The sequence below is a fragment of the Streptomyces sulphureus DSM 40104 genome (genome assembly GCF_000381025.1).
Classification (GTDB): domain Bacteria; phylum Actinomycetota; class Actinomycetes; order Streptomycetales; family Streptomycetaceae; genus Streptomyces; species Streptomyces sulphureus.
Genome location: NZ_KB905814.1, coordinates 80,811 through 93,381, shown reverse-complemented (window position 1 = coordinate 93,381; position 12,571 = coordinate 80,811). Strand labels below are relative to the sequence as shown.

Here is a 12,571-nt window from a genome sequence, read left to right as displayed (position 1 = left end):
AGGGGTTCCCACCACGATGACGGCACCATTGCATGACACGGCAGCCGAGACGGCTCCGGTCGAACCCGTCACCGGTGACGGAGCCGCCAAGGCCGTCGAAGGACGCTCGCCCGGGCGGATCGCCTGGGAGCGGTTGAAGCGCGACAAGGTCGCGCTCACCGGCGGTGTCATCGTGCTCGTCTTGATCCTCGTCGCGGTCTTCGCGCCCGTGATCACCGCGCTCCTCGGCCAGTCGCCGGACGAGCGCCACGAGGACCTGATCGACCCGCTCTTCCAGACCCCCCTCGGCTCGTTCGGCGGGATCAGCGGCGACCATCTCCTCGGCGTCGAGCCGGTGAGCGGCCGCGACATCTTCGCCCGCATCGTCTACGGGGCGCGGGTCTCGCTCCTCGTCGGCTTCCTCTCCGCCGTCGTCGCGGTGATCCTCGGGACGCTCCTCGGCACCCTCGCCGGCTACTTCGGCGGTTGGCTCGACGCGGTGATCAGCCGGGTGATGGACATGCTGCTCGCCTTCCCGCAGCTCCTCTTCATCATCTCGCTGATCTCCGTCATGCCCAACAACATGCTGGGCCTGGAGGGCACGGGCGTCCGGCTGCTCGTGATGATCATCGTGATCGGCTTCTTCGGCTGGCCGTACATCGGCCGGATCGTGCGCGGCCAGGTGCTCTCGCTGCGCGAGCGCGAGTACATCGAGGCGGCGAGGAGCCTCGGCGCGGGGCGTCCTTACATCCTCCGCAAGGAGCTCCTGCCGAACCTGATCGCGCCGATCACCGTCTACGCGACGCTGATGATCCCGACCAACATCCTCACGGAGGCGGCGCTGAGCTTCCTCGGAGTCGGCGTCAAACCCCCTACGGCGTCGTGGGGTTCGATGCTCTCCGACGCCGTCACGTTCTACGAGACCGACCCGACGTACATGATCATCCCCGGTATCGCGATCTTCGTCACCGTGCTCTCGTTCAACCTCTTCGGCGACGGCGTGCGCGACGCGCTCGATCCCAAGGGGACCCGCTGACCCCCCACTTGAGACCCCGCCCCGCCGTCCCAGCGGGTGCCGATCTACACGGAGGACCACAATCGTGACAACCCAACGCTCAACCAGGCGCAGAGTGGCCGGTATGTCGGCGCTGACAGCCGCGGTCCTGGTTGCCACGGCAGCCTGCGGCGGCGGTGGCGGAAGCGAGGACGGCGAGGGCAAGGCGGCCGGCTACAACGCCGGCGTCGACAAGGTCGCCAACCCGTCCGACAAGAAGGGCGGCACGCTCAAGTACGTCGGCGTCCAGGACGCCGACTCCTGGGACACCACCAGGATGTACTACGGCTTCGCGTTCTCCTTCTCCCGCTACTACGCGCGTACCCTCGTCAGCTACACGGGAGCGCCGGGCCAGAAGAGCATCGAGCTCAAGCCGGACCTCGCCAAGGAGACGGCGAAGATCTCCGACGACGGCAAGACCTACACGTACACGCTCAAGGACGACGTGACGTGGGAGGACGGCAAGGAGATCACCTCCGAAGACATCAAGTACGGCATCCAGCGGCAGTGGGCGCAGAAGACCCTCGCGGGCGGCCCCGTCTACATCAAGGACGTGCTCGACCCCGACAGCAAGTACAAGGGCCCGTACGAGGACAAGGACGGCCTCGACGCGATCGAGACGCCGGACAAGAAGACGATCGTCTTCAAACTCCCCGAGCGCAACGGTGACTTCGAGCAGATGCTCGCCATGCCCACCAACGCGCCGGTCCGCGAGGACAAGGACACCAAGTCGAAGTACGGCCTCAAGCCGTTCTCCTCGGGTCCGTACAAGTTCAAGAACTACACGCCCAACAAGGGCCTGACGCTGGTCCGCAACACCGAGTGGAAGCGCGGCTCCGACCCGCTCCGCAAGGCGCTCCCCGACCAGGTCAAGCTGACGCTGCTCACCAACCCCGACGAGCGCGACAACCGCCTCCTCAACGGCGACGCCGACCTCGACCTCAACCAGCGCGGCATGGAGGCCCAGGGCCGGCAGAAGGCGCTGAGCCAGAACAAGGACAACGTCGACAACCCGCAGTCCGGGTTCATCTCCTACGCCGTCTTCCCGAAGAGCGTGAAGCCCTTCGACGACATCCACTGCCGCAAGGCGGTCATCTACGGCACCGACCACAAGTCGGTCCAGACCGCGCGCGGCGGCCCGGCGGCCGGCGGCGACATCGCCACCAACATGCTGCCCCCGGTCGTCCCCGGCTACGACAAGGGCGAGGACCAGTACGGCCAGGCGAAGAACGGCGGCAAGGCCGACATCGCCAAGGCGAAGGACGAGCTGAAGAAGTGCGGTAAGCCGAACGGCTTCAAGACCACGCTCGCCGTCCGCAACACCGACAAGGCGGACATGAAGTCCTCCGAGGCGATCCAGGCGTCGCTGAAGAAGATCGGCGTCGAGGTCGAGATCGACGCGTTCGACGGTGCGCAGGGCGCCTCCATCGTCGGCGTCCCCGACACGGTCAAGCGCAAGAACTACGGCATCATCATCTACGGCTGGGGCCCGGACTTCCCCAGCGGCCAGGGCTACGGCCTGCCGCTGTGGCACAGCGACTACATCCTCGACAGCGGCAACAACAACTACGCGCTCATCGACGACAAGAAGATCGACGACGGGTTCGCGAAGGCCATCGCCGAGGAGGACCCCGACAAGGCGGCCGACACCTACGCCGAGATCAACCACGAGGTCATGAAGGGCGCTTACTACATGCCCCTCACCTACCTCAAGGTCGTGCAGTGGCGCTCGGACCGGCTGACGAACGTCTACTCGGCCGACGCCTTCAGCGGCTGGTACGACTTCGTCAACATCGGCGTCAAGTGACCGACTGAACGACCGAAGTGACCCGTACCGACATCACCATCTGACGGCGTCACCCGCCGCTGGCACGAAGGGCAGGTGAAGGCCGCCGTCGCGGCGGTCCGGTGCTCCCCCGACCGGGGAGGCCGGGCCGCCGGCAGGCGGCCGAGAGCAGTGCTCACATATCTCATCAGGCGGCTGTTCGCCGTCGCAGTGATGCTGGTCGTCATTGTTCTGGCGGTCTTCTGCATCTTCTTCCTCATTCCGAAGTGGACGGGCACCGACCCGGCGCTGATGTTCGTCGGCAAGCAGGCCGACAAGGAGGCGATCGAGGGCGTCCGCGAGAAGCTGGGCCTCGCCGACCCGGTTCTCCTGCAGCTCCTCGAGTTCTTCAAGGGCATCTTCGTCGGCCGGGACTACACGGGCGGCGGTGACACGATCCACTGCTCCGCGCCCTGCTTCGGCTACTCGTTCCGGAACGAGCAGGAGATCTGGCCGGTCCTCACCGACCGCCTGCCCGTCACCCTCACCCTCGCCCTCGGCGCCGCCGTGGTCTGGCTGATCATCGGGCTCGCCATCGGTGTGCTCTCCGCGCTCAAGCGGGGGTCGCTCTGGGACCGGGCGGCGATGACCGTCGCGCTCGGCGGCGTCTCGCTGCCCGTCTACTTCACAGGACTCATCTCGCTGGCGCTCTTCGCCTACCAACTGGGCTGGGTGAACAACGCGTTCACCCCCTTCGAGGAGAACGCGGCCCAGTGGTTCAGCGGCATGGTGCTGCCGTGGATCACGCTCGCCTTCCTCTTCGGTGCGATGTACGCACGGCTCTCCAGAGCCACGATGCTGGAGGTGATGGGCGAGGACTACATCCGCACCGCCCGAGCCAAGGGCCTCAAGGAACCGGTGGTCATCGGCAAGCACGCGATGCGCTCCACGATGACGCCCGTTCTCACCCTTCTCGGTATCGACCTCGGCGCCCTGATGGGCGGCGCGATCCTCACCGAGACCACCTTCAGCGTCCCTGGGCTCGGCCAGGCGGTACTGAAGGCGATCAACGAGCGTGACCTGCCGCTGATCCTCGGCGTCACCCTCATCACCGCCACCGCCGTCGTCCTCGCCAACCTGATCGTGGACCTCCTGTACGGCGTGATCGACCCCCGAGTGAGGCTTGCATGAGCGACGCAGCAGACTCCGCCGCCGGCGCGCAGAGCGTCGAGGCGGCGGCGGGCGAGCCGGTGGAGACGACGAAGGCGAGCGCACCCCCCTCGTCCTTCCTCGAAGTCCGCGACCTGCACGTGCACTTCCCCACCCAGGACGGCTGGGTGAAGTCCGTCGACGGCCTCTCCTTCCGGCTGGAGAAGGGCAAGACGCTCGGAATCGTCGGCGAGTCGGGCTCCGGCAAGTCGGTCACCTCGCTCGGCATCATGGGGCTGCACACCGTCGGCCAGTACGGGCGGCAGCGCCCGCACCTGAGCGGTGAGATCTGGCTCGACGGCAGGGAGTTGCTCGGCGCGGAGCCGGACGAGGTGCGCAAGCTCCGCGGCCGCGAGATGTCGATGATCTTCCAGGACCCGCTCTCCGCGCTCCACCCCTACTTCACGATCGGCAACCAGATCGTGGAGGCGTACCGGGTCCACCACTCCGTGACGAAGAAACAGGCGCGCCGCCGCGCTGTCGAACTCCTCGACCGTGTCGGCATCCCGCAGCCCGACAAGCGGGTCGACAGCTACCCGCACGAGTTCTCCGGCGGCATGCGGCAGCGCGCGATGATCGCCATGTCGCTGGTGAACAACCCCGAACTCCTCATCGCCGACGAGCCGACGACCGCGCTCGACGTCACCGTGCAGGCGCAGATCCTCGACCTCATCCGCGACCTCCAGAAGGAGTTCGGCTCCGCGGTCGTCATCATCACCCACGACCTGGGCGTCGTCGCCGAGCTCTCCGACGACATCCTGGTGATGTACGGCGGCCGCTGCGTCGAGTACGGCACGGCGGAGAAGGTCTTCTACGAGCCCCAACACCCCTACACCTGGGGTCTCCTGGGCTCCATGCCGCGGATCGACCGGGAGCGCACCGAGCGCCTCGTACCGGTGAAGGGCTCGCCGCCGAGCCTGATCAACGTCCCCTCCGGCTGCGCCTTCAACCCGCGCTGCCCCTACGCGGACGTCCCCAAGGGCGGTGTCACCAGGACGGAGCGGCCCGAACTGCGCGACCTCGGCGGCGGGCACTACTCCGCCTGCCACATGTCCCAGGAGGACCGCACCCGCATCTGGGACGAAGAGATTGCGCCGAAGCTGTGACCGGCGCCCGGCGCACGGCCGCCGCACCGGAGGCCCCGAAGAGAACGACGGACGCACCGAGGACGGCGGCGGCGCGGTGCCCCTCAGCCGGCGGACCCCGCCGCGGGCGCCCCGAGTCGGACCAGCCAGAGCTGCGAGTGAGGACTAGCCGATGACGATCCCCCAGCAGGCTTCGGGCACCGCCGAAGTCGCGCCCGAGGCGGAGCCGGGCGAGACGCTGCTCAAGGTCAGCGGTCTGAAGAAGCACTTCCCCGTCACCAAGGGCCTGTTCAAGCGGCAGGTGGGCGCGGTCAAGGCGGTGGACGGGCTCGACTTCGAGGTGCGCTCGGGGGAGACCCTCGGCGTCGTCGGGGAGTCGGGCTGCGGCAAGTCCACGATGGGCCGGCTGATCACGCGGCTCCTCGAACCGACCGAGGGCACCGTCGAGTTCCAGGGCACCGACATCACGCACCTGGGCGTCAGCGGGATGCGTCCGCTGCGGCGCGACGTCCAGATGATCTTCCAGGACCCGTACTCCTCGCTCAACCCGCGGCACACCGTCGGCTCCATCGTCAGTGCGCCGTTCCGCCTTCAGGGTGTGAAGCCCGAGGGCGGGGTGAAGAAGGAGGTGCAGCGGCTCCTCGGTGTCGTCGGGCTCAACCCGGAGCACTACAACCGGTATCCGCACGAGTTCTCCGGCGGCCAGCGCCAGCGCATCGGCATCGCCCGAGCCCTCGCGCTGAACCCGAAGCTCGTGGTCGCCGACGAGCCGGTCTCGGCGCTCGACGTCTCCATCCAGGCGCAGGTCGTCAACCTCCTCGACGACCTCCAGGAAGAGCTCGGCCTCACCTACGTGATCATCGCTCACGACCTCTCGGTGATCCGGCACGTCTCCGACCGGATCGCGGTCATGTACCTCGGCAAGGTCGTGGAGTTGACCGACCGCAAGTCGCTCTACGAGTCGCCGATGCACCCGTACACGCGGGCGCTGCTCTCCGCCGTCCCCGTGCCCGACCCGCGCCGCAAGGCCGACGGCGGCGGACGCGACCGCATCCTGCTCCAGGGCGACGTCCCGTCGCCGATGGACCCGCCCACCGGCTGCCGGTTCCACACCCGGTGCTGGAAGGCGACGCAGGTCTGCACCGTGGAGGAGCCCCCGCTCCTCTCCCTGCGCACCGGTCACGAGGTCGCCTGCCACCACCCGGAGAACCACGAGGACCTCCACCCGGAGCCGCTCCTCAAGGAGGCACCCGCGCCCGGCGGGGAGCGGATCGAGATGACGAAGCCCGCTGCGGCGGACGACGGTTCGACCGAGCCCGGCGATGCGGACGGCGGCTCCGAAGGAGCTTCCTCGCCGGAGAAGTGAACCGCTGACCCCGGCTCCCGTCCTGGGTGTAGGAGCCGCGGGCCAGGGGCAGCCGGGTGCCTGACCCCGCGTCGGGCACCCGGCCTTGCGCTCGGGGACGGCCGCCGCACCGGCGTGCGGCGCAGCCCGGTAGACATGCCCCGTGGACCTCTTCCTCCCTTCCCTCCCGCACTGGCTCGACCTCGCCGGGATCTTCGTCTTCGCCGTCTCCGGGGCGCTCCTCGCCGTCCGACGCGACCTCGACGTCTTCGGCATCGCGATCCTCGCCGAGATCACGGGGCTCGGCGGCGGCCTCTTCCGCGATCTGGTGATCGGCGACGTGCCACCGCCTGCCTTCACCGAGCCCGGCTACTACCTTTCACCGCTCCTCGCCGCGCTGCTCGTCTTCTTCCTCCACCCCGAGATCGAGCGGATCAACAAGGCGATCAGCGTCTTCGACGCGGCGGGACTCGGCCTCTTCTCGGTGACGGGCACCCTCAAGGCGCACGAGTACGGACTCGGACTCGGGGCCTGCGTGGCACTCGGCCTCGCGACGGCCGCGGGCGGCGGCGTCCTCCGCGACGTCCTCGCCAACGAGGTCCCCTCGCTGCTCCGTTGGGACCGCGAGATCTACGGCGTCCCCGCGCTCGCCGGAGCCGGACTCGTCGCGGTACTCCTCGCCTGCAACGCGTTGACCCCCGCCACGACGGTCCTCGCCGCACTTCTCGGCTTCCTCCTGCGGCTTCTCGCCCTCCACTACAACTGGCGTGCACCGCGCGCCTGGCGGCGGGGGAGGGGATGAGGGATCAGGGAAGAACTACGTGTTCGTTTGGATAGTCGGCTTTGTTGTAAGAGGCCCACGTCGATGGTTCGAGGGACAGGTTTTGTCTGCCGGGGCATGGCGTGGGCTACGGGCGTGTAGAGCGACCGTGCGGAACGTAGGTGCGTCACCGGCGTTCGACAAAAAATGCAGTCAGGCCGGTGGAGCGTGAACGCAAACAAGGCCTTAGGCGAGTAGCTGTTCGGTGGCGAGGTCGCGGTAGAGCGGGCAGATTTCGAGGAGTTCCTCATGACTGCCGACCGCCGCGACTTCGCCGCGATCCATGACGACGATGCGGTCCGCATGGGTGACCGTGGAGAGGCGGTGTGCGACAACGAGGAGTGTGTGCGCCTTCGTCAATTCTCCGATTAGGCCACGGAACGCTGCCTCACTCCGTGCATCGAGATTGCTGGTTGGCTCGTCGAGGAGGAGTATGCGTGGAGCGGCCAGCAATACTCGGGCGATTGCGAGCCGTTGACGTTCTCCGCCCGACAGCAGCACACCGCCCTCGCCCACCGGGGCGTCCAGGCCGTTGGGGGAGCGCCGGACGAGCTCGGTGAGCTGCACCTGCGCCAGCGCGGCGTGCAAGCTTTCCTCGGTTGCGTCCGGCGCTTGGAGTACCAGGTTGTCCCTGAGGGACCCGGCGAGGGCCGGCGACTCCTGTTGTACATAGCCCAGTTGGGAGCGAAGCGCGTCCCGGGAAATTGTCTTGAGGTCCAAGCCGCCTATGCGCAGGGTGCCGCGCTCGACATCGTAAAACCGTTCGACAAGGCTCAGGAGCGTAGTCTTGCCCGACCCGGAGGGTCCCACGAGCGCCGTCAGGCCGTCGAGCGGGACTTGGAAGCTCACATTACGCAAAACCGGTTCGCCCCCGATATAGCGGAAGTCCACGCTGTCAAACTCAAGGGCGTGCGCACGGTCCTCGTCTGCCCTGCGAGGATATTTGGCGGCCGCCGCTTCCCGGCGGGAGACAGTTACGTCTTGCTTATCTGCTCCCATAGCGGGTCTGTCGTGTGCCGTTTCCGATGGGATGCGGAGAATTTCTTCGATCCGGCGCCAGGCACCCATGCCCTCCTGGACGCTCAGATAAGCCCGAAAAGCCTGACCGACGGGGGAGACCAGGAAGAAGAGGAACAGCACGAACGAGATCAGCTGCGCGAAGTCCATCGCACCGCTCGCTACTCTGGCGCCTCCTACGGCGAGCACCGCCAGAAACGCCGCCTGCACTGCAGTGCCAGAGAGGGGACTGACGATCGATTTCAACCGGGCGAGGCGGAGCCCGGCGTGGTAGGCGTCCCCCGTCCTCTGCCCGATGTACGTCAACTGTTGTTCCGTGGCACGTGCGGCGCGGATCGTGCGGAGGCCGGCGAGTGCGTTGCTGCTGGCCGCAACCAACGCTCCGATGCTGGTCTGGACGTCTTCGCTGCGTTGTCGCAGGCCGCGGGCGACCAACAGCGCACCGCCTGCGCCCACGCCGATGCCGCCGGCGGCGACGAGAAAGAGTGGGAAGTCCATCGCCGCCATGGCGACGGCAGACCCGATCATGAGGAGAAGTCCGGAGGCGAGATCCACTAGGCCAGAACTGACGACCATATGCACCAGCACGGTATCGGAGCCGAGCCGCGAGAGCAGATCTCCCGACGGGCGCCGATCGTATTCGCCGACGGGGAGGTTGAGCATCCGTCCCACGAGTTGTTCCCTAAGCTTCCGCACTATGCGTTCGGCTGTTCGCTCCAGCAGATAGTCGCGCCCGCCGGTGAGCACGGCCACGGCGACGACAAGACCGACGAGCAGGAGCGCGGAGCCAAACACGGGACCGGAACCTGCCATACGCGTCAACAAGGACTCGACCATGACGGGTTGGGCGAGCGACGCGGCGGACATGAGCAGTGACAGGCCCGTGGCCGCCGTAAGGGCGCCGCGCTGGCCGCGCAGGTGCCGAAGGAAGTCGCGCAGTCCTGCGCGGCGTGGAGGACATGTCATCCCGAACCTCCAGGCGAGATTCTGCGGTGTGGAGGGCGCGCCCGAAGGACGTTCCGAGTTGGGTGTGCAGGCGAGGCGACAAGGAGGAGAGCGTCCCTGAACGTGCGACTGAACGGTAGTGAAGCAGCGGTCGGCTGAGCTACCGTCCCAGTCGCTGTCAGCGAGGATTTCGACCGACGAGGTGCTACGGAATTACAGGCACCGTGCTGCGGGACAGGGTCGGTGTTGCTAGCAGGGAAGTGTTGTCGAGCGTGAAGCCGGTAGCGCACTCGCAGGTACGCCACCGGCCTCACTCAGCCCCGTCAGCAGGTGATGCTGGTCCAGCTGTGCCCGCAGAGAACTGTCGTGTAAGAGCTGGCGAGTTGCTCGCCCACCTCGACGTCCTCGGAGCTCATCCCCTGAAGATCAAGGATGAAGTCGGTCATGGTTGTGTCACCTCCCCCTGTGTTTGATGTGCTCTCGACGTCCACCCGTTGGGGACGTCGAGCCCGTCTCCGCTTCCGCGTCGTCGCAAATATTCCGGGCGAGGAAGGGAAGTATTTCTGGACACCGCCCGTCCAGGAAACTCGCGAGTCTCAGCACGCCCGCGGACCCCGTCGCCACATCAGTGGATGCGCGTAGGTTCTGGTCACCGGGAAAGATCAGGCCGTGCTCGTCGGCGAGTACGTGCAGATCGAGTGCCGCCAGGCCGCTGTCGACGTACGGCTGTACCACCTCGCGGCCCAGTCTGGGAGCGAGGCGGTGGAGCGTGGCGACCAACCCGGCACGGCCGTTGAACAGTCCGCTCCCGATGCAGAAGTCCGTGCGGGCGGAGGTGGCGAGGCCTGGGAGCATATCGGCGATGCGCGCGTCGGTGCGGTGGTCGAGCAACAGGTCACTTACGAGAGCGATGCCCGCGCTGCCGGTGGCAAGATAGGGCAGCAGCCGCCCCTCGTTCCGCAGCATCACCGCGCCGTGGGCCGAGGCCTCGCACATGTCGAGATCCCTGTGGACCGCGCGTTGGGCGAGGTCGAGGTACCTGCTCCGACCCGTGAACTCATACATGCGCAGGAGGAAGAGGGCAAGTCCGGACCAGCCGTACAGCAGTCCGCCGTAGAAAGCTTCTGCGGCGTTGCTCGGCCCCTCTGTCGTGGTGCCGCCGTCCTGTGACTCGTCAACGAGCCCAAGGCTGCCCCGCTCGACAGCTTCGCATACCGCGTCCGCGGAGCAGTCCGCGTATGTTAAGTATTCGTGTTCACCTGTCTGTTGGTGAAGAAGCAGGCTCACGAGCCCGATGCCGGAAAGACCGTCGAAGAGTTTGCTGCTTCGTACCCGGGCTTCTAAACAGGGCAGCAGGAGTTTCTGGGCTGTGGCGGTATCGCCGAGCTGCGCCAGGGTGTAACTCACTCCGGCAAGACCATCGTAGAGGCCGGGAGGCGACGACTGTCTTCCGTAGGTCGGTGCCAGTAGCCACTCGACGTATTCCTCCAGCCGGCCCTCTCCGGCGCCACGGAGACTGTCAATGACTCCGGCGGCGCCAAATGCGAAGCCATGGCCCCCATGTTCAAACTGTCCGATGTCCCCGGGGAAAAGGCGGTCTTCCCTTTCAGGGGTGGCGGCACCGCGCAGGGAGGTAGCCAGATCGCGGATGACGGGTTGCCAAGGGCCGCTTGTTTTGGGAAAGACGTTTTTGGTCATGGGTGCGAGACCGGAAGGGCCGGGCCCGGTCCACTCACCGCAGAGCGGTGCCATCCTGGCGAGTTCCTCCTCGCTGAGGGCGAAGCGCCGACCCGCCTCCGTGATGAAGGCGCCCGCCTTCTGGGGGCAGAGCGCCAGGATGCTGTTGAGGGGAAAGTAGAGGTACAGCTGAACGGCGGCGAGTGCGTACAGGTCCTCGGCTTCCCCTGTGAGGTGACCGGGCGGGGCGAATCCCGGGGTTGCCAGGGTGCGTGCGGCGCTCTCCTGCGTCGGCATCGCCATCTCGAAGTCGACGAGGGACACGCCGAGTTCGTCGTCGATCATGATGTTGCTGGGCTGCAAGTCACGGAAAACGTAACCCCGCGCATGTACCTCGGTAATGATTCTCTCGACCCTCGCGAGCAGGGTACGGACTCGGCAGTGGTACTCCTGCGACACGGTGGCGGCTGGATCGCACGAGGTGAACGGGTAGTGAATAGCGAGCCAGGAGTGCATCGGGATGCCGGGGACCCGATCCATGGCAAGGAATTCGTGATCGCCGTAGGTGTCGAGGCCGTGGATGCCGGGGACACCGGGCACGCTGTCCAGGGCCCGTAGCGCAGCGGCCTCGCTGCGGACCCTGGCGACGGCGTCCCTTCCGCCGCGATCGAGCCCGGCGTGAGGCCTCCCCTCCTTGAGAATCAACTCGGCGCCGTCGGAACGGCGTTGTGCGGAGTAGACGCCGCCGCCGTTGGAGAAGTGCAGTGGGGCGCGTACCTGGTAGGGGAAAGCGTCGCCGCCATTCGCGGACACGCGTCGGCGTGTGGGTCGGCGTAGAAATTCTGGCACTTCGACCCAGTCGGGCAGGGTGAAACGGGGCTCCCTGCTGTCGGGCACCAGCTTCCCGTCCGGGCGTCGGATGGCGGGGGTCCGGATGCCGCTCGAGGTGTAGGTGTACTGCGGTGTGAAACTGCCGTAGCGGACGTAGAGTGGGCCGTCCTGCCAGCGCACGTCGCTCAGGATGTACGGGCCTTCGAACCCAGTGAGCTCCTCGCCCAGTTCCTTGAGGGTTTCCTCCAACTGCTGCGTGTCCCCTGGGTAGAGCGCTACGAACTTGCCGCTGGCGCCCCTCGGAGCGTACTTGGAGTTGTGCTCGAAGAGGACGTCTCGGGAGCGCAGGAACTTGAAGGCGAGGCCGTGCCGGAAGCAGTGCCGCGCAGTCCGTTCGAGGATGGCCGTCGCATTTTCCAAAGTGGCCGACACGTGGATCTTCCAGCCCTGGTCTGCGCCGAGGTGGTCGACCGGCCGATAGTAGCTCCAGCGGCCGTTGTCCCTGCGCTGCCAGCCGTCAGGGACGGATATGAGCGACGCAAATTGTGCGGTGTCGGCCGCCTGCTCCGGCGAGTCGTAGTAGCGCGGATCGACGGCACAGTAGGCCGGATAGCGGATGTCCACCTGTTCCCCTCCCCGTACGTCGGCAGACGCGTGGGCAGCTGTGACACGCAGCCACTTCTGTCACTCCCATGCGCGACCCACGATGCTGACTGCTCGGTGTATGCGCGGTTGTTGACAGATTCTTGCCGCCCGGTCGGATGTAGCCCGACCTGGGCGAACTCGCAGCTTTAGCCCACGATTCGGGGTTGCGTGGATCAGGAAACAGAGTCATCACGAGGCG

9 protein-coding genes are annotated in these 12,571 nt (G+C 66.9%); 6 read left to right on the top strand and 3 right to left on the bottom strand.

Translation table 11 applies throughout. The features are described 5' to 3' along the window. The first annotated feature begins 16 nt into the window (after nucleotides 1-16). The 6 genes from F603_RS0104690 to F603_RS0104665 all read left to right on the top strand — a co-directional run bounded on the left by F603_RS0104690 (nucleotide 17) and on the right by F603_RS0104665 (nucleotide 7,239). Complete coding sequence (locus tag F603_RS0104690) at nucleotides 17-1,015, top strand: ABC transporter permease (protein WP_026328148.1); 999 nt, start codon at nucleotides 17-19, stop codon at nucleotides 1,013-1,015. A gap of 64 nt (nucleotides 1,016-1,079) precedes the next feature. Beyond that, the gene (locus tag F603_RS0104685) at nucleotides 1,080-2,840 is read left to right on the top strand and encodes an ABC transporter substrate-binding protein (RefSeq protein WP_026328147.1); all 1,761 of its coding nucleotides are present in this window, start codon (nucleotides 1,080-1,082) and stop codon (nucleotides 2,838-2,840) included. Between the two features lie 150 nt (nucleotides 2,841-2,990). Then, nucleotides 2,991-3,989, top strand: coding sequence for an ABC transporter permease (locus tag F603_RS0104680; RefSeq protein WP_026328146.1), 999 nt, complete (start codon nucleotides 2,991-2,993; stop codon nucleotides 3,987-3,989). After that, complete coding sequence (locus tag F603_RS0104675; RefSeq protein WP_019544856.1) at nucleotides 3,986-5,113, top strand: ABC transporter ATP-binding protein; 1,128 nt, start codon at nucleotides 3,986-3,988, stop codon at nucleotides 5,111-5,113. The genes F603_RS0104680 and F603_RS0104675 overlap by 4 nt, the downstream gene beginning before the upstream one ends. Nucleotides 5,114-5,264: 151 nt before the next feature. After that, nucleotides 5,265-6,458, top strand: coding sequence for an ABC transporter ATP-binding protein (locus tag F603_RS0104670; RefSeq protein WP_019544855.1), 1,194 nt, complete (start codon nucleotides 5,265-5,267; stop codon nucleotides 6,456-6,458). A gap of 142 nt (nucleotides 6,459-6,600) precedes the next feature. Next, the gene (locus tag F603_RS0104665; RefSeq protein ID WP_019544854.1) at nucleotides 6,601-7,239 is read left to right on the top strand and encodes a trimeric intracellular cation channel family protein; all 639 of its coding nucleotides are present in this window, start codon (nucleotides 6,601-6,603) and stop codon (nucleotides 7,237-7,239) included. A gap of 204 nt (nucleotides 7,240-7,443) precedes the next feature. On the opposite strand, the gene F603_RS0104660 is transcribed toward F603_RS0104665, so the two are convergent. The 3 genes from F603_RS0104660 to lanKC form a co-directional block, all read right to left on the bottom strand. After that, entirely contained in the window at nucleotides 7,444-9,240 is a 1,797-nt protein-coding gene (locus F603_RS0104660; RefSeq protein ID WP_019544853.1) for an ABC transporter ATP-binding protein, read from the bottom strand. A gap of 302 nt (nucleotides 9,241-9,542) precedes the next feature. Further along, a complete protein-coding gene (locus F603_RS34610) occupies nucleotides 9,543-9,665 on the bottom strand; it encodes a SapB/AmfS family lanthipeptide (protein WP_019544852.1) in 123 nt (40 codons plus the stop codon). 7 nt (nucleotides 9,666-9,672) lie between these two features. Beyond that, nucleotides 9,673-12,351 (bottom strand): class III lanthionine synthetase LanKC, encoded by a 2,679-nt coding sequence (gene lanKC, locus F603_RS31580; RefSeq protein ID WP_019544851.1) that lies wholly within the window; start codon nucleotides 12,349-12,351, stop codon nucleotides 9,673-9,675. Nucleotides 12,352-12,571 lie beyond the last annotated feature (220 nt).

What these genes read in the sequence shown, in the direction of transcription:
- F603_RS0104690 (WP_026328148.1), top strand. Translation starts at nt 17, where the DNA reads ATGACGGCACCATTGCATGACACGGCAGCCGAGACGGCTCCGGTCGAA.
- F603_RS0104675 (WP_019544856.1), top strand. Translation starts at nt 3,986, where the DNA reads ATGAGCGACGCAGCAGACTCCGCCGCCGGCGCGCAGAGCGTCGAGGCG.
- F603_RS0104670 (WP_019544855.1), top strand. Translation starts at nt 5,265, where the DNA reads ATGACGATCCCCCAGCAGGCTTCGGGCACCGCCGAAGTCGCGCCCGAG.
- F603_RS0104660 (WP_019544853.1), bottom strand. Translation starts at nt 9,240, where the DNA reads ATGACATGTCCTCCACGCCGCGCAGGACTGCGCGACTTCCTTCGGCAC.
- F603_RS34610 (WP_019544852.1), bottom strand. Translation starts at nt 9,665, where the DNA reads ATGACCGACTTCATCCTTGATCTTCAGGGGATGAGCTCCGAGGACGTC.